The sequence below is a fragment of the Streptomyces sp. BRA346 genome (assembly GCF_052851135.1).
The window spans coordinates 195,963-212,501 of sequence record NZ_JAIWIH010000008.1 but is presented as its reverse complement, the minus strand read 5'-3'; the positions used below and the strand labels follow the sequence as shown (position 1 = coordinate 212,501).

Sequence of the window (16,539 nt, the reverse complement as noted above, 5' to 3'; positions counted from 1 at the left end):
GCTGACCATGCTCTTCCGTGTCGACCTCGGTTCCCCGGTCCCGCTGGGGGACCAGATCGCCGCCACCGTCCGCGGAGCCATCGCCGACGGCACCCTCTGCCCCGGCGAGCGCCTCCCCGCCGCCCGCGCCCTCGCCGACTCCCTCGGCGTCAACGTCCACACGGTCCTCCGCGGCTACCAGCGCCTCCGCGAAGAGGACCTGATCGACCTGCGCCGCGGCCGCGGCGCCGTGGTCACCGGCGAACAGCCCACCGCCCGCGCCCGGCTCCTGGAGGGCGTCCAGAACCTGGTGGAGGAGGCCCGGGCGCTCGGCCTGTCGGACGAGGAGGTCCTGTCCCTGGTGCGCACCCGGCTGGCGAGCGGCTGAGCCGGGCGCAGAGTCGGATCAGTCGGATCAGAAGTCCGAGGTGTCCAATTCCAAGCCGAACGGCTCGGGGAGCGCGAGGGGTGTGCCGAAGGGATGCGGGCCGTCCACCTTGGTGTAGCCGAGGGGGCCGGGTGCGGCGTAGAGCGTGCAGGTGCGCTCCTGCCGGTCGACCAGCAGGTACAGCGGCGCGCCGTATTCGGCGTAGCGGCGGCGCTTGACGATCCGGTCGGTGTCTCCGTTGGAGTCCGAGGTGATCTCGACGACCAGCAGGGTCTGGTCGGGGACGAGCGCCCCGCCGCCCTTCGCGAGCTCGCGCGGCACGACGGCCAGGTCCGGCACGTACCAGTTGGTGCTGCCTGGCAGGTCAAGGTTTCCCGAGCCCGCTCTGCAGTCCAGCTTCCGCATGACCGGGCCAATTTGTTCGCGGATCAGATCAGCCGCGTTTTCGTGGTCCCATGTCGGAGACAACGGTTCGATGAGCCCCTCGACGATCTGCACCCGGTCCCCCTGGTGGTGCTGGATCGCATACTTCAGTGCGGTTTCGGGGTCGTCGGGCACGTACGAAGCCGTGTGTTCATGGGGTTGCGCGCTCATCGGTCCTCCACCAGGCGTCGTAATCGCAGCATGACGACTGCCCAAGGTCCATCGCAATCCTTGACGGGGTCGGGCATATCCGCCCGGCAATCACCCGTACCGGTGACCGTCTCCCGTCAGCACCGCTGCCAGGGTGCGGGCCGGGCCGTTCACGGCGGGGCCATGGAGGAGTTCGGTGCGGTGGATCAGGCGGGGTGCGGTCAGGGGGATCGCGGCGATGCCGGGGGCGTTCTCGGCGGCCGTGTGGGGGAGCAGGGCCAGGCCGTGGCCGGCCGCCGTCAGGGCGAGGAGGGCGCGTACGTCCGTGCCCTCGTACGTCAGCGAGGCGCGGAAGCCGCCGGTGCCGCTCGCGGCGCGCAGGGCGCCCAGCGGCACCGCGGCGTCCGGCGCGTCCAGCCAGGAGGAGTCGGCGAGGTCGGCCAGCCGCAGGCCGAGCCGGCGGGCCAGCGGATGGCCGGACGGCAGGGCGACGACCAGCGGCGTCTCCGCGACCGCGACCGTGGTCAGCGGCCCGGCCTCGGGCAGCGGCAGGGGTGCGCCGGGGGCCGCCGGGCCGTCGAGGAGCCCCAGGTCCAGCGCGCCGGTCGCGACGGCCGCCGGAATCTCCCGGCGGCGGAGGATCCGTACGGCGGCGCCCGCGTCGGGACAGGAACGGCGCGTCTCGTCGAGGGCCGTGGCGACCGCGGGCGTCATGGCCAGCGGGGAGGCGCCGAGGGTCAGCCGCACGGCGGCGGGCCCGGCCAGCCGCTCGACGTCCGCCCGGGCCGCGTCCAGCCGTCGCAGCAGCGGACCCGCGTGCTCAAGCAGCCGCGCCCCGGCGGTGGTGAGCGTCACCGGCCGCCGGGTCAGCAGCGGGGTGCGCAGATCGGCTTCCAGGGTCGCGATCTGCTGCGAGACGGCCGACTGCGTGGAGCCGAGCTGGTGGGCGGCGTCGGAGAAGGAGCCGCAGTGGGCCACGGAGACGAAGGTGCGGAGCAGATGCGGATCCATGCGGACAAGTATCGCGGCTCGGAAGGGGCGTTCATGGGGTCTCCGGGCATCACGGCGGGCACCGCTCAGGCGCCGCAGCCGCCTCACGCTGCCGTTCCTGCCCCCTGCTCACCGTGACCGACGACACCCTCGCGGGCTACGGGCCCGCTGCCCCGATGGCAGGGCTGAGCTGCCCGCCGCGAGGGCCATGTATTAGAGTTATCTCGACATCGAGATATCTGTCGACGGGCGCACCGTCGCGCCGCACCGGTAAGGGTTACCTAACTTAGCCCTACCTTAGCGGATCGGCGCGGGCATGTCGCGGCAGCATTGCGGTGGTACGCGCGTAATTCATGCATGAAGGAGACTGTCGTGTCGGCGAACAGCTTCGATGCCCGCAGCACCCTGCAGGTGGGCGACGAGTCGTACGAGATCTTCAGGCTGGACAAGGTGGAGGGGGCCGCCCGCCTCCCCTACAGCCTGAAGGTTCTGCTGGAGAACCTGCTCCGCACGGAGGACGGCGCCAACATCACCGCCGACCACATCCGAGCGCTCGGTGGGTGGGACTCACAGGCCCAGCCCAACCAGGAGATCCAGTTCACGCCGGCTCGCGTGATCATGCAGGACTTCACCGGTGTGCCCTGTGTGGTCGACCTCGCCACCATGCGCGAGGCCGTCAAGGAGCTGGGCGGCGACCCGGCGAAGATCAACCCGCTGGCCCCGGCCGAGCTGGTCATCGACCACTCCGTGATCGCCGACAAGTTCGGCACCAACGACGCCTTCACCCAGAACGTGGAGCTGGAGTACGGGCGCAACAAGGAGCGCTACCAGTTCCTGCGCTGGGGCCAGACCGCGTTCGACGAGTTCAAGGTCGTCCCGCCCGGCACCGGCATCGTCCACCAGGTGAACATCGAGCACCTGGCCCGCACCGTCATGGTCCGCAACGGCCAGGCCTACCCGGACACCCTCGTCGGCACCGACTCGCACACCACCATGGTCAACGGCCTCGGCGTGCTCGGCTGGGGCGTCGGCGGCATCGAGGCCGAGGCCGCGATGCTCGGCCAGCCGGTGTCGATGCTCATTCCGCGCGTCGTCGGCTTCAAGCTGACGGGTGAGCTGAAGCCCGGCACCACGGCGACCGACCTCGTGCTGACCATCACCGAGATGCTGCGCAAGCACGGTGTCGTCGGCAAGTTCGTCGAGTTCTACGGCGAGGGTGTGGCGGCCACGAGCCTCGCCAACCGCGCCACCATCGGCAACATGTCGCCGGAGTTCGGCTCCACCGCCGCGATCTTCCCGATCGACGACGAGACGATCAACTACCTGAAGCTCACCGGCCGCAGCGAGCAGCAGCTCGCGCTGGTCGAGGCGTACGCCAAGGAGCAGGGCCTGTGGCTGGACCCGGCCGCCGAGCCGGACTTCTCCGAGAAGCTGGAGCTGGACCTGTCGACGGTCGTCCCGTCGATCGCCGGCCCGAAGCGCCCGCAGGACCGCATCGTGCTCGCCGAGGCGGCGCAGCAGTTCGCGCAGGACGTCCGTAACTACGTCCCCGACGCGGAGGAGGACGAGGCGGGCAAGGAGTCCTTCCCGGCCTCCGACGCCCCGGCCGTCTCCAACGGCGTGCCCACCAAGCCGACCCTGGTGACCGCCCCCGACGGGTCCACGTACGAGATCGACCACGGCGCCGTCACCGTCGCCGCGATCACCTCCTGCACCAACACCTCGAACCCGTACGTCATGGTCGCCGCCGCGCTGGTGGCCAAGAAGGCGGTGGAGAAGGGCCTGACCCGCAAGCCGTGGGTCAAGACCACCCTGGCGCCGGGCTCGAAGGTCGTCACCGACTACTTCGACAAGGCGGGCCTGACCCCCTACCTCGACAAGGTCGGCTTCAACCTGGTCGGCTACGGCTGCACCACCTGCATCGGCAACTCCGGCCCGCTGCCGGACGAGGTCTCCAAGGCCGTCAACGACGCCGACCTCGCCGTCACCTCCGTCCTCTCCGGCAACCGGAACTTCGAGGGCCGGATCAACCCGGACGTCAAGATGAACTACCTGGCGTCCCCGCCGCTGGTCGTCGCGTACGCCATCGCCGGTTCGATGAAGGTGAACATCACCACGGACGCGCTGGGCACCGACCAGGAGGGCAAGCCGGTCTTCCTCGAAGACATCTGGCCGACCGAGGCCGAGGTCAACGATGTCGTGGCCAACGCCATCGGCGAGGACATGTTCAACAAGTCCTACCAGGACGTCTTCGCCGGTGACGCCCAGTGGCAGGCGCTGCCCGTGCCGACCGGCAACACCTTCGAGTGGGACGCGGAGTCCACCTACGTCCGCAAGCCCCCGTACTTCGAGGGCCTGACCATGGACCCGGCCCCGGTCGAGGACGTCACCGGCGCCCGCGTCCTGGCCAAGCTGGGCGACTCGGTCACCACCGACCACATCTCCCCGGCCGGTGCGATCAAGGCCGACACCCCGGCGGGCAAGTACCTCACCGAGCACGGTGTCGAGCGTCGCGACTTCAACTCCTACGGCTCCCGCCGGGGCAACCACGAGGTCATGATCCGCGGCACCTTCGCCAACATCCGGCTGCGCAACCAGATCGCGCCCGGCACCGAGGGCGGCTTCACCCGCGACTTCACGCAGGACGGCGGGCCGGTCTCCTTCATCTACGACGCCTCGCAGAACTACCAGGCCGCCGGCACCCCGCTGGTCATCCTGGCGGGCAAGGAGTACGGCTCCGGCTCGTCCCGCGACTGGGCCGCCAAGGGCACCGCGCTGCTCGGCGTCAAGGCCGTCATCGCCGAGTCGTACGAGCGCATCCACCGCTCGAACCTCATCGGCATGGGCGTCCTCCCGCTCCAGTTCCCCGAGGGCGCCTCGGCGCTGTCGCTGGGCCTGACCGGCGAGGAGACCTTCGACATCACCGGCGTCACCGCGCTCAACGACGGCGGCATCCCGGAGACCGTCAAGGTCAAGGCGGGCGATGTGGAGTTCGACGCCAAGGTGCGCATCGACACCCCCGGCGAGGCGGACTACTACCGCAACGGCGGCATCATGCAGTACGTGCTGCGCTCGCTGATCCGCAAGTAGGACGCTGCGCGTCTTCGGCCGTACGGACGGGCCGCACCCCTGCGCATCGGGGGTGCGGCCCGTTCGCGCGTCGTCATCACAGGAACGCGCCGGAGGGGATGTACGGGGACGGCGGCCGCATCCCGCGCAGGCAGACGTAGCCCGCGTTGGACAGCTCAAGGCCCGCTTCGAGGCCGACGTCCACCGCCCACTCCTGCTCGGCCGTCAGGTTCTCCACCGCCACCTCCGTGCCCTCCGGGACGCTGAGCAGGGCGGCGGTCAGCAGCCGCCCGGCGATGCGGCGGGAGGTCGCGGCGAGCAGTTCGACGTCCCCGTCGGCGCCGACGTAGCAGTAGCCGCTCCCGGTCAGCTCGTCGACGACCAGCAGCCGCGAGTGGCGCAGCATCTCCTCGTGGTCGGGGCCGTGGGCCCCGCCGCGGGTGCGGCGGTCCAGGGAGTCCATCAGGTCCCGGTGCCGCGCCGTGCCCTCGTGCACAGCGCCGTCCAGCGACGGCAGCCGGGTCTTCAGCTCCTTGTCGACGGTGCCGCGCAGTCGCATCGCCGGATGCAGGGTGAAGCCCGCCCGCCGGTACGTGGCCGCCGCGCGCGGATCCCGGGACCCGCAGATGATCCCGCGCAGGCAGGCCCGTCCGTACAGCAGCGCCGCGGCCATCAGCTCCCGGCCGATCCCGCGCCGCTGGGCCCGGGGCAGCACGGCGAACAGCGCCAGCCCCCAGGTGCCTTCGCGGCGCGTGGACAACACCGTGCCGACCGGCATGCCGACATCGTCCACGGCGAGCCAGCAGCCGCCCGGATCGGTCCGGGCCAGATGGCGGTTGCGGCTGTCGATGCGGGCGAGCCGGTCGGGCGGCCGGTCGGCCGCCGGTTCGCCGCGCAGGGCCCGCGAGGTGTCGAAGGCGGCCGAGGCCACGGTCCTCACCGCCTCGGCGTCCTCCTCGGTGTCACGTAGCTGGCGGAGGATCATGCGCTCCATCATGGCGATCTGCCGAGGGCTAATCCACCGGGCGCGCGTTGCCGGGAGCAGGCAGAGTCCTCGTCATGAGACTTCTGATGCTGGGCGGAACGGAGTTCGTGGGACGCGCCGTCACCGAGGCGGCCCTGGCCCGCGGCTGGGAGGTCACGGTGTTCCACCGCGGCCGCCATGCCCCGCCGCCGGGAGCCACCGTGCTGCGCGGCGACCGCACCGCGCCCGGCGGGCTCGCCGCGCTCGAACACGGCGCGTGGGACGCCGTCGTGGACACCTGGTCCGGCGCCCCCTCGGCCGTCCGCGACGCGGCCCGCCTCCTCGCCGACCGCGTACGCCACTACGCCTACGTCTCCACCCGCTCCGTCTACACCTACCCGGCCCGCGCCGGACTCGCCGAGGACGGCCCGGTGGTGGAGTCGTCCCCCGACGACGGTGACGAGACCGACTACGCCCGCGCCAAGCGGGGCGGCGAACTCGCCGCCCTCTCCGCCTTCGGCGACCGCGCGCTGCTGGCCCGGCCCGGGCTGATCCTCGGCCCGTACGAGAACATCGGCCGCCTGCCCTGGTGGCTGACCCGCATCGCCCGCGGCGGCCCGGTCCTCGCCCCCGGCCCGCGCGACCTCCCGTTGCAGTACATCGACGCCCGCGACCTGGCCAGCTGGCTCCTGGACGCCGCCGAACGCGGCCTCGGCGGCCCGTACAACACGGTCAGTCCGCCGGGTCACACCACGATGGGCGAACTGCTGGAGACCTGCGTACGCGTCACCGGCTCGGCCGCCGACCTGCGCTGGACCGACCCGGACAGCGTCCTCGCCGCCCGCATCGTCCCCTGGACCGACCTCCCGATCTGGCTCCCCCCGGGCGAGCCGCACGACACGCTGCACGCCGCCGACGTCTCGAAGGCGCTCGCGGCGGGCCTGCGGTGCCGCCCCGTCGCCGAGACGGTGGCCGATACGTGGGCCTGGCTGCGCGGCTTGGACGGCCAGGCGCCGCAGCGTGCGGACCGCCCGGCGGTGGGCCTGGCGCCGGAGAAGGAGGCGGAGGTGCTGGCCGCCCAGCGTCAACGCCAATAGCGGCTACATACGTTCGAGTGATGCGATGGCAAATGCCATCGACACTTGCCCTCGCATCTTTAGCGTTCACCGCATGGTCAGTTCCTCGCATGAAGCCCTCCACCGGATTTTCCAGGAGGACACCGGGGCCATCGTCCGAGCACTGCGTAAACTGCTCGGCGTTCCGTTCCCCGACACGAGCAAGACGTTCGTGGTCAGCCCCGACCTCACCGAGATCGCACCCGTCGAGAGACGTGTGGACACCCTGCTCCAGGTCGAGACGGAGAAGCACGGCACTTATCTGTTCGCTATCGAGTCGCAGAGCAGACGGGACAAGGACAAACCGGCGGCCTGGGCGTACTACCTCTCGTACATGTACGCGAAGTTCCGGCACCAGCCGGTGCTGATCGTGCTCTGCCCCGACGACGCCACGGCTCGCTGGGCCGCCCGTCCCATCATCCTCGGCTTACCGAGTCACCCTTCCCTGACGGTCCGCCCGCTGGTCCTGGGCCCCGGCAACACTCCCGTCGTCACGGATGCGAAAGAGGTGGCCAGGGATATCCCGATCGCTGCCTTCTCCGCGATTACGCACAGCAGAAGCGAAGGCATCGATGAGATACTGAAGGCACTCGCGACCGCCCTCAGCAAACTTGACCCCGTTCAGGAAAACATCTACGCCGAACTCGTTGAAGCCGGTCTTGGAAACTCCCCGGCACGAGAGATCTGGAGAGACCTGATGCCCGTGCTGATGAACTACTTCCGTTCCCAGCATGCCCAGCACGCCTTCGCAGAGGTGCGCGCCGGCGACCTGCTGCGGGTCCTCAAGGCCCGAGGGCTTGAGGTCACCGACGAGACACGTGAGCGCATCGAGGCGTGCAAGGACATGGATGTTCTCGGTACCTGGGTGGACCGGGCCGCCACCGCCTCCCGTGTGGAGGATCTGTTCGACTGATGTCCCCGCTGCTCAACTTCTTCCGCTCCGAGCACTCCCAGGTAGCCTTTGCCAAGGTTCGGGCCGAGAGCCGCGCCGAAACCATTGTGCGGGTCCTCAACCGGCGGGGCTTTGAGGTCGTCGGCATGGCTCGTGAGCGCATCCAGTTGTGTACCGACTTGGAGCTGCTCGGAGGCTGGCTGGATGGTGCTCTGACGGTGTCTTCCACGACGGATCTGTGCCACATGCTCGACGTAGAGCCCAACATCTTCTTCCGCTCCAACCTTGGCCAGCGGGCCTTCACCGATGTTCGGATCGAGAGCCGCGCCGAGGACATCTTGCGGGTCCTTGGCCAACGGGAGCTCAACGTCACTGCCGAGACACGTAAGCGTATTGAGGAGTGCAGGGATCTGGACGTCCTCGGCACCTGGCTGGACCGGGCCGTGACCGCTTCGCGCACTGAGGAACTGTTCGCTGACCGCTAAGGCTGTGACGGCCTGACGGGGGAGACGTCGATGAACCACTCCCGGCCCAGCAGCAGACCGAAGAGCGGGGCCGGGAGCCGAAGCATGGTCCGCATGGCGGCACTCATGCGGCCCGTGCCGTCGATCTGGGAGCGGTGGGCCGCCAGGGCCGCCTGCTTCTGGCGGGCGTAGGGGCGGACGTCGAGGCGGTGGGTGATGTCCGACCGGGGGCTGAAGCGGGTGTTCAGCTCCTCGGCGGTGAAGCGGAGGGGGACCCTCAGCCGGTGGGCCAGGCGGACCAGGCGCTCGGCGGTGTCGCGCGGCATCGTCGCTTCGAGCACCCTGGGCGTCTTGGCCAGTTCGGCGGCGCGGCGGCCGACCTGGTGGACCTTGATGTGGTCGCGGTGGCCGTAGCCGCCGTGGGGGTCGTAGTGGAGCAGCATCGACGCGTCCTCGTCGCGGAGGATCGCGGCCAGCCGCTCGGCGGCCTCCTCGGTCTTCGCGCGGACGAAGCGCACACGGTCCGGCGGGTCGGGGTAGAGGAGCGGGCCGTGGCCGCTGTCCGCGTAGCCGAGGTGGACGACGCGGTCGACGCCGAGCAGAGCGGCGCTGGTGCGCAGTTCGTGCAGGCGGGGTGACTCGGCATGCGTCGGTGCCGCGTCGATCAGGCCGTCCGTGGCGACCACGACCACCACCCGGTGTCCCTCGTCTGCGAGCCGGGCGAGCGTGCCGCCGGTCAGCAGGGCCTCGTCATCGGGGTGGGCGTGGAATGCCAGGACGGTAGCCATGCGGTCCATCCTGGCATTCGCGGGTGCGCGGCGCGCCCTACCGGTCCTGGGTGAGCCCGTCGAAGGCGCCGGCCTTCGCCGCGCGTATGAAGGTGCCGAGGGTGGCGGGCGTGGTGGTGAGGATGACGTCCGGTTCGTCGCTCTCACGGAGTGCGATGGTGCGGGAGGCGGGAGCGGCGACGTAGAGACAGTTGGCCCCCTCGTGGCTGTAGGACGACTTCTGCCAATCGGCGGTCACTTTGCGGACGTGGATGCAGTTGGCTCCTTGGGCGCAGTACGAGGACTTCTGCCAGTCATGGATGGACACGTGGTTCCCCTTAGCTGCTCTGCGCGATGCGGTGGATAAGGTCCCTGGATGCTGCGGGCTTGTGGGCGTACCCCTGCATACGGTCCAGCACGTTTCGGTAATTGATCAGTTGGGCCTCCGCGTCGACCAGTTCGATACCGTGACTGGTATCGAGTTCGACGGTGTCGAGCTGCGGCACGGGGCCTCCGAAGTAAACAACTGACTGGCCGGAGCCGGGAAGAGGTCCGGCGCCGAATGGAATCACCACGATGGTGATGTTGTCCCGTTCGCCCATGTCGATCAGGTGCTGAAGCTGCCCACGGGCCACCGTGGAGCTCCCGTACCCCATGCGGAGAGCGGCCTCGTGAATGATCGCTGTCAGCGGTGTCGGGGTGTCCCCGTAGAGGATCGCCTGCCTCTTGATGCGGTGCGAGACGCGGTGCTCCACCTCGTACGGCGCGAGCTGCGGGATACCCGCATTGAAGACCACGCGGGCATGCTCGGCGGTCTGGAGCAACCCTGGGATGTGGACCATGGTGGCGACGCGCACGTACGTGGCGTGGTGTTCCACCTCGGCCAGGTCGAGCAGCCCGACCGGCAGGAATTCGCGGTACTCCTCCCACCACCCCCGCGTGCGCGTGCCGGTCATGGCTGCGAGTGCGTCGATGTAGCTCTGGTCTCCGCACGAGTACAAGCGTGCCAGGGTCCGTACCCGGTCAGCGCTCACTCCGTGGCGGCCCGCCTCGATGTTGCTGATCTGGGTCTGGTTGCCGCCGAGCAGACCCGCCGCAGTCGCGGCCGACATCCCAGCGCGCTCACGAAGCTTGCGGAGTTCGGCGCCCAGGCGCTGTCGTCGCGCGGTTGGTGGGTTGCTTGTCGGCATGACGTTCCCTCCCTTGTCCCCCACACGAGGGTATCTGTAAAGGATTGGCGGTGAATCAAGTAAAGGTTTAGGTGTGACTCGCTATGGTGTGAACCACGTCACCGTACGTGCATGGCCCAATTCCCTTTCCTGACGGGAGACTTCCATGGCTGCCTTCGACTTCGACCGAGAACTCCGCGACCTCGCACTCGACACGGCGCCCCGCGTCTTCGCCGTCGCCGTGCAGTACGAAGTGGAACCCGGCGCCTTGGACGGGGAAATCGCCGCGTGGGGGCTGGCCTACGAGGACGGGAGCGCGCACGTGGTTACCGCCAATGGGCAGCACCGGCTCAACCTCACTTCACCCGAACGAGCGACGTGGTGGTTCGGGCGGGAGAAGGGGATCACCGCCCGGCTCGTGTGGTTCGCCGCGCCCACGGCGCCCGCCTTCGAGCGGGCCGAGGCGGCCTGAGACCGGCTGTCGGGCGCGGGCTTCGTCTCGCGCCTTCGGCGCATGGAGCAGCGGCGGGGCCTCGCCCCGGGCCCGCGCCGCCGCCGTCCGGCGGACCGCACCATGGGCCCCGGGGCAGGCCCCTCACCCGGTGAGCGGCGCCTTCGCCGGCGTCAGACGTCGGCCGCGTCGGCAAGCCGGTCAGGACGCGGGCTCGATGAAGAACACCTGGCCCCCCTTGCCCACGCACCGCCCCATCACGGCTTCAGCCCCCTCGAAGGTGGCCGATGCCTTGATCCCGACGCATCCCTGACCGGCCACGCGGAGGACATACTTGCTGTCCGCGTAGGGTCCTGATGGTTCGAGGTGGAACCTGCTCCCCTGCGCGCAGTCGTCGTTCGGCTCCAGCAACCCCGCCCCGGCGCCCTCTTCGAGCGCTTCGAGACAGCCCTTGCCGTAGTCGGGGTGGTGCCACTGGATCCGGTACGTGTCCCCGCCCATCGCTTCCAGTTTGGTGGCCTGCGGCGTCACCTTGGTGCACGGTCGCTGCACGGCCACCAAAGGTGTGTACCGGCGGTCGAGCACCCGTCCGTCGGTCAAGCAGAGATCGGGGGCCGTGACCGGCCGGATACGGACCCAGCCGCTCAGCAGCGCCGGCCCGATGTCGGAGGGCGCGGCCATCGCGCTCCGATCCGCCCGGGAATTCCCTGCCGGTCCGCCGGAAGCGGCCAGCATCCAAGCGCCGAGAGCGCCCATTGCCGGGAGGGCCACCAACAGAGCCAGTATGGTGCCTCTCCGCGGTGGCCTGAAGAGCGGAGCTCGCTGAGTGGGTTCCTCGGGTTCCTCGTCACGGGTTTCACCGACCCGTTGATGGATGGTTCTCTCCCGAGCCTGGAGCCACTGCTCGATCCGCGCCTCTTCCCCACATGCCTTGAGGAAGGAAACCAGTTGATCAGGTCTCGGTGCCACGTCCTGGCTCAGCATCTTGGAGGCGGTGCTGCGGGGTAGCACGTCTCCCACCGCCGCCGCGCGCTTTTCCAATTCCCGGTATGACAATCCGGAAGTCTTCTTCAGCTGACGCAGCAACTCCATGAGTGCGCGTATGTCATGGACCTCGCCAAGATCCCAACCCCCCTGCTTCTCCATGCACTTGAGCGTCGCGTCCCACTCGTGAGTCGTCAATGACGAACCCCGCCAATCACGAGACGGGCCGCGACGGGCGGGACAACGTACGCGAGAAGGTCGCGGGACAGGCCGCTGACCAGCGTGGACGCCAAGCGGGGTGTCCGGGACAGTCCAAGAGCGTCCAGGACACCCGATTCCTGTTGTCCTCGCGCCCCGCCCTGTCCCAGGATCACGTCGACCGCAAGACTCCGATGAAAAGGAGAAACATGCGTACTCGACTTGTCCTCGCCGGCGCCGCGATGGGGGCCGCCCTCCTGACGGGGGGCACCATCGCCACCGTGCAGGCAGCACCCGCGTCCTCCGCCACGACGACGGCTGTCGTACCCGGCGCCAGCAAGTGGATCTACGTCGGCACCTACGCCAGCGACGAGGCGTGCGCCCGCGACGGGCGGAACTCCGTCTACTCCAAGTGGGACTGCAAGCCGAGCAGCAGCGGCAAGTGGCAGCTCTGGGTGGACGACGCGTCGTGAGCACGTGACGACCGAGGGCAGGCCGGGTCCGGACGCCGGGCCCGGCCCACCCAATGGCTCAGCCGAGCAGTTCGGCCTCGGCCAGGGTGGCCTTGCCGTCCGGTACGAGGCGGTAGTGCTCGTACGTACCGGGCGACCGTACCGAGAAGACGCGGGTCTGCTTGTCCCAGGACCAGGACTCATCCGAGCGCTGGTCCAGGGTCTGCCACTTCTCGCCGTCCTGTGAGCCTTCGAGGACCCACCCGGTGGGTGCCTCCGCGCGGTCGGCGGAGGTCAGGGTGTATTGGACCGCGCGGCCCGCGTCCGTCACCGGCAGGTCCACCGACTCGAACGTCGCCTCCGTACCCGACGTGTCGTCCAGCAGCGCTGTGCCACCGCTCGGCACCGTCAGATCGCGGCGCGGGGTGGGCACCTTGTCGTCCTTCGTGATGGAGGACGGGGCGGAGTTCGCGCCCGTGCCCCACTTCGACGGCTTCGCGCCCATGGTGAAGTCGAGCGTGCCGCCACGCGCGAGCACCGAGTGGGGGAGGGCGGTGGAGTTCCACCGCTTGCCGTTGACCTTCAGCCCCTGGACGTAGACATTCCGCGCGCTGTTGCGCGGGGCCTTGATCACCAGGTCGCGGCCGTTCTCCAGGTGCACCGTGGCCTTGGTGAACAGCGGCGAACCGATCGCGTACTCGGAGCCGCCCATCACCAGGGGGTAGAAGCCGAGCGCGCTGAAGATGTACCACGCGGACTGCTCGCCGTTGTCCTCGTCGCCGTGGTAACCCTGGCCTATCTCGCTGCCGGTGTAGAGGCGGGACAGCACCTCGCGCACCTTCTCCTGGGTCTTCCAGGGCTGTCCGGCCGCGTCGTACATGTAGGTGGCGTGGTGGGCGACCTGGTTGCTGTGCCCGTACATGCCCATCCGGACGTCGCGGGCCTCGGTCATCTCATGGATGACGCCGCTGTACGACCCCTTGAACTCAGGTGAGGCCGTCTCCGGGGTGGAGAAGTACGTGTCGAGCTTCTTGGCCAGGCCGGAGCGCCCGCCGTAGAGGTTGGCCAGGCCCCGGCTGTCCTGCGGGGCGGTGAAGGCGTAGCCCCAGCCGTTGGTCTCGGTGTAGTCGTAGCCCCAGATCCGCGGGTCGTACTTCTCGGACGGGACGCGCCACTTCCCGGCCGTGTCGCGGCCCTGGAAGAAGCCCGCCTTGTCGTCGAAGAGCCTGACGTAGTTCTGCGCGCGGTGGAGGAAGTAGTCGGATTCTTCCTTGTAGCGGGCCTTCTTGGTCTTCGTGTACAGGGCGCGGCCCATCTTCGCCAGGCCGAAGTCGTTGAGGTAGCCCTCCAGCGCCCAGGACAGGCCCTCGTGGGTCTCGGTGCTGGTGTAGCCGAGGAAGGGCGAGGTGGTCATGCCCTTGCGGCCGACGCCCGACGAGGGCGGCACCGCGGTGGCGTTCTTCAGCGCCGCCTCGTACGCGGCCTCGGCGTCGAAGCGGACGCCCTTGAGGTACGCGTCCGCGAAGGCCACGTCCGAGCTGGTGCCCGTCATGAGGTCGGCGTAGCCGGGGGAGGACCAGCGGGAGATCCAGCCGCCGTCCTTGTACTGCTGGACGAAGCCGTCGACCATCGTCCCCGCGCGCTTCGGGGTCAGCAGCGAATAGGCGGGCCAGGTGGTGCGGTAGGTGTCCCAGAAGCCGTTGTTGACGTACACCTTGCCGTCGACGATCTTCGCGCCGGTGCGGGTCGGGGTGTTCTCCCCGGCGGCGGGCGAGAAGGCGCTCGCGTACTGGTACCGGGGGTTGCGGGCGGTCCCGGTGTTCTCGAAAGCGGAATTGGGATAGAGGTACAGCCGGTAGAGGCTGGAGTAGAGCGTGGTGAGCTGGTCGCGGCTGGCTCCCTCGACCTCGATACGGCCCAGGATGTCGTCCCAGGCGCTCTGGGCACGCCGCTTCACCTGCTCGAACGACGTCGAGGCGGGTATTTCGCGCTCCAGGTTGGTCTTCGCCTGGTCGACGCCGATGAGGGAAGTGGCGAGCCTGAGGGTGACGGCGCGGTCCTTGCCAGGGCTGAAGCGGAAGTAGCCGGTGACGTCCTGCCCGCCGCCTCCGGGCAGCTTGCCGCTCGCGCTGACGGGCGCGTCGAAGACGCCGTAGACGAACATCCGGGTGGCGCCGGCGGACCCTCCGCTCTTGACGTCGGACCAGCCGGTGACGACGCCGTGCTCGGGGTCGAGGGTGAGCCCGCCGTTGTTGTTGACGTTGTCGAAGATGACGCTCGCGTCGTCGCCCGGATAGGTGAAGCGCATGACCGCCGCGTGGTCGGTGGGCGCGATCTCGGCCTTGAGGCCGTTCTCGAACGTCACGCCGTAGCCGTACGGCCGGGCGGTCTCCTCCTCGTGGCGGAAGGGGAGCGCGCGGGCGCTGCGGGAGGCGTCCGGGGTGCCGGACGCGGCGGACGGCATCACCTGGAACGTCTGCCGGTCGCCCATCCAGGGGCTCGGCTCATGGCTCGCGCCGAACGCCTGGATGGTGGGGAGGTTGTCGTCGTTGTTGGCGCGGGCGTACTGGTAGAGCCAGTCGGTCGAGCCCGCGCTGGTCACCGGCGTCCAGAAGTTGAAGCCGCCCGGGACGGCGGTCGCGGGGAAGTTGTTGCCGCGCGAGAAGCTGCCGCTGGAGTTCGTGCCGCGGGTGGTCACCGCGTAGTCGGAGAGGTGCTTCAGGGGCTTCTCGGGCGCCTGGGGGGCGAGGGAGATGTCGTCCACCCAGCCGCGGAACTTCGCCGGGCCGCCCGGGGAGTCGTACGCGACGAGGATCCGGTCGACCGTCTTGCCCGCCGCGACGGCGCCGATCCGGGACTCCTTGTGGTTCCACTGGTTGACGTACAGCGTCTTGGAGGCCGCCTGCCCCTGGGGGCTCATCCGGGCGCCGTGCTGGTCGACCGCGCCCGCGAGATCGCTGAGGTAGGTGCCGTCGGTGAAGGCGAGGTCGACGGAGACGTGGGTGGCCGGGTAGTTCAGATCGGTCTCGGCCATCGACGGGAAGATCCGGTACGAGAGCAGGGTGTCGCGGGTGACGGCCGTGTTCACGTCGAAGACCTTGTTGTACGAGTACGCCCGGCCGTCCGGCTTGTGGCTGCCCGCGTAGCGCAGGGCGTGGGTGCCGGTGAAGCCCGCGTTCCCCTTGGCGGTGGGGGAGCCGGACGGGCCCTGGTCGACCAGGCTGCGCATGTCGGCGGGGGCGGGCGGGGTGGTGTCACCGTTGGCGAACTGCACCTCGGCGAGCTGGGTGGCGTCCGCCCCCTTGTTGCGCGTGATCTCCAGGCGTAAGTGGCGGTAGGCGGCGGCGTCCTCGACCGAGAACTGCCTGGTCTGGTGAGGCTTGTCGAAGACCTGGTCCTTGCGGGTGTCCAGGGTGGTCCAGTCGGAGCCGTCGGCGGAGCCCTTGAGCGTCCAGTCGACCGGGTCGCGCTCCGGGGCGTCGTTGGCGGAGGTGAGGGCGTAACGGACGACGTCGACGGGCTCGGAGAGGTCGAATTCGAGCCATGGGGTCCTGTCGAACGCGAGCCACTTGGTGGTGACGTCACCGTCGACCAGGTTCTCCTTGGTCTCGCCCGCGTCGGCGTACTCGCCGCTCGCCCGGACGGCGGTGACCTTGTCGGTCACGTTCCCGGGGATGCCGGAGGTGTAGCCGCCGTCGACGCCGTCGGCCTTCTTCTCACCGCCCGGGGTGGTCTCGACGGTGTTGCGCCAGTCGGGCTGCGGATCGTCCGCTTCGAAGGACGAGGTGAACGTTGAGGGGGCTGCGGCCGCGGCGCGGTCCGCGGCCGCACCGGGGCCCCGCGGAACGGCGGTCGCCGCGCCCTGGGCGGTCACCACCAGCAGAGCGGCCGCCACCAAGGCGGCCGCTCGACCTGACGGAGGTCTGCGTCTGAGCCGTCTCTGTCGCATACTCAGCCTCTCAAGGAGTCTGACAACGTTGTCGGTTGGGTGGGGCAGGGATAAGTAGGGCGTCGCGGGGAGGGTGGTGTCAAGGTGACGGACGCGCACAAGCCATGCCGGGTGATCGCTTCGCTGATCACTCCA

The 16,539-nt window shown here is 69.6% G+C and carries 15 protein-coding genes; 7 read left to right on the top strand and 8 right to left on the bottom strand.

Annotated features, from left to right (window positions below):
* Positions 1-7: 7 nt before the first annotated feature.
* On the top strand, positions 8-367 hold the full coding sequence (locus LCH29_RS13915; RefSeq protein WP_446462029.1) for a GntR family transcriptional regulator: 360 nt from the start codon (positions 8-10) through the stop codon (positions 365-367).
* 27 nt (positions 368-394) lie between these two features.
* Here LCH29_RS13915 and LCH29_RS13910 read toward each other — a convergent pair whose 3' ends face one another.
* A complete protein-coding gene (locus LCH29_RS13910) occupies positions 395-961 on the bottom strand; it encodes a Uma2 family endonuclease (protein ID WP_446462028.1) in 567 nt (188 codons plus the stop codon).
* A gap of 90 nt (positions 962-1,051) precedes the next feature.
* Positions 1,052-1,951 (bottom strand): LysR family transcriptional regulator, encoded by a 900-nt coding sequence (locus LCH29_RS13905; protein ID WP_446462027.1) that lies wholly within the window; start codon positions 1,949-1,951, stop codon positions 1,052-1,054.
* A 351-nt stretch (positions 1,952-2,302) separates the two neighbouring features.
* Between LCH29_RS13905 and acnA the strand changes: the two genes are divergently transcribed.
* On the top strand, positions 2,303-5,020 hold the full coding sequence (acnA, locus tag LCH29_RS13900) for an aconitate hydratase AcnA (protein ID WP_446462026.1): 2,718 nt from the start codon (positions 2,303-2,305) through the stop codon (positions 5,018-5,020).
* 76 nt (positions 5,021-5,096) lie between these two features.
* Here acnA and LCH29_RS13895 read toward each other — a convergent pair whose 3' ends face one another.
* On the bottom strand, positions 5,097-5,984 hold the full coding sequence (locus LCH29_RS13895) for a GNAT family N-acetyltransferase (protein WP_446462025.1): 888 nt from the start codon (positions 5,982-5,984) through the stop codon (positions 5,097-5,099).
* Positions 5,985-6,058: 74 nt separating this feature from the next.
* Between LCH29_RS13895 and LCH29_RS13890 the strand changes: the two genes are divergently transcribed.
* The 3 genes from LCH29_RS13890 to LCH29_RS13880 all read left to right on the top strand — a co-directional run bounded on the left by LCH29_RS13890 (position 6,059) and on the right by LCH29_RS13880 (position 8,455).
* Positions 6,059-7,060 (top strand): NAD-dependent epimerase/dehydratase family protein, encoded by a 1,002-nt coding sequence (locus LCH29_RS13890; RefSeq protein WP_446462024.1) that lies wholly within the window; start codon positions 6,059-6,061, stop codon positions 7,058-7,060.
* A 73-nt stretch (positions 7,061-7,133) separates the two neighbouring features.
* The gene (locus LCH29_RS13885; RefSeq protein WP_446462023.1) at positions 7,134-7,991 is read left to right on the top strand and encodes a hypothetical protein; all 858 of its coding nucleotides are present in this window, start codon (positions 7,134-7,136) and stop codon (positions 7,989-7,991) included.
* The gene (locus LCH29_RS13880) at positions 7,991-8,455 is read left to right on the top strand and encodes a hypothetical protein (RefSeq protein ID WP_446462022.1); all 465 of its coding nucleotides are present in this window, start codon (positions 7,991-7,993) and stop codon (positions 8,453-8,455) included. The genes LCH29_RS13885 and LCH29_RS13880 overlap by 1 nt, the downstream gene beginning before the upstream one ends.
* Here LCH29_RS13880 and LCH29_RS13875 read toward each other — a convergent pair.
* The 3 genes from LCH29_RS13875 to LCH29_RS13865 are packed head-to-tail and all read right to left on the bottom strand — an operon-like array spanning position 8,452 to position 10,391.
* A complete protein-coding gene (locus LCH29_RS13875) occupies positions 8,452-9,222 on the bottom strand; it encodes a PIG-L deacetylase family protein (RefSeq protein WP_446462021.1) in 771 nt (256 codons plus the stop codon). The genes LCH29_RS13880 and LCH29_RS13875 overlap by 4 nt on opposite strands.
* 37 nt (positions 9,223-9,259) lie before the next feature.
* Positions 9,260-9,529 carry a DUF397 domain-containing protein gene (locus LCH29_RS13870; protein ID WP_446462020.1) on the bottom strand — a complete coding sequence of 90 codons (270 nt, stop codon included), beginning with the start codon at positions 9,527-9,529 and terminating at the stop codon, positions 9,260-9,262.
* A 10-nt stretch (positions 9,530-9,539) separates the two neighbouring features.
* A complete protein-coding gene (locus LCH29_RS13865) occupies positions 9,540-10,391 on the bottom strand; it encodes a helix-turn-helix domain-containing protein (protein ID WP_446462019.1) in 852 nt (283 codons plus the stop codon).
* Positions 10,392-10,536: 145 nt separating this feature from the next.
* Here LCH29_RS13865 and LCH29_RS13860 point away from each other — a divergent pair, with 145 nt between their 5' ends.
* Positions 10,537-10,842 (top strand): hypothetical protein, encoded by a 306-nt coding sequence (locus LCH29_RS13860; protein WP_446462018.1) that lies wholly within the window; start codon positions 10,537-10,539, stop codon positions 10,840-10,842.
* A gap of 180 nt (positions 10,843-11,022) precedes the next feature.
* Here LCH29_RS13860 and LCH29_RS13855 read toward each other — a convergent pair whose 3' ends face one another.
* A complete protein-coding gene (locus LCH29_RS13855) occupies positions 11,023-11,967 on the bottom strand; it encodes an RICIN domain-containing protein (protein WP_446462017.1) in 945 nt (314 codons plus the stop codon).
* Positions 11,968-12,212: 245 nt separating this feature from the next.
* On the opposite strand from LCH29_RS13855, the gene LCH29_RS13850 reads away from it, so the two are divergent.
* Complete coding sequence (locus LCH29_RS13850; RefSeq protein ID WP_446462016.1) at positions 12,213-12,476, top strand: hypothetical protein; 264 nt, start codon at positions 12,213-12,215, stop codon at positions 12,474-12,476.
* Positions 12,477-12,534: 58 nt separating this feature from the next.
* On the opposite strand, the gene LCH29_RS13845 is transcribed toward LCH29_RS13850, so the two are convergent.
* Positions 12,535-16,404: a GH92 family glycosyl hydrolase gene (locus LCH29_RS13845; RefSeq protein ID WP_446462015.1), complete on the bottom strand. Its 3,870-nt coding sequence runs from the start codon at positions 16,402-16,404 to the stop codon at positions 12,535-12,537.
* Between the last annotated feature and the right edge of the window lie 135 nt (positions 16,405-16,539).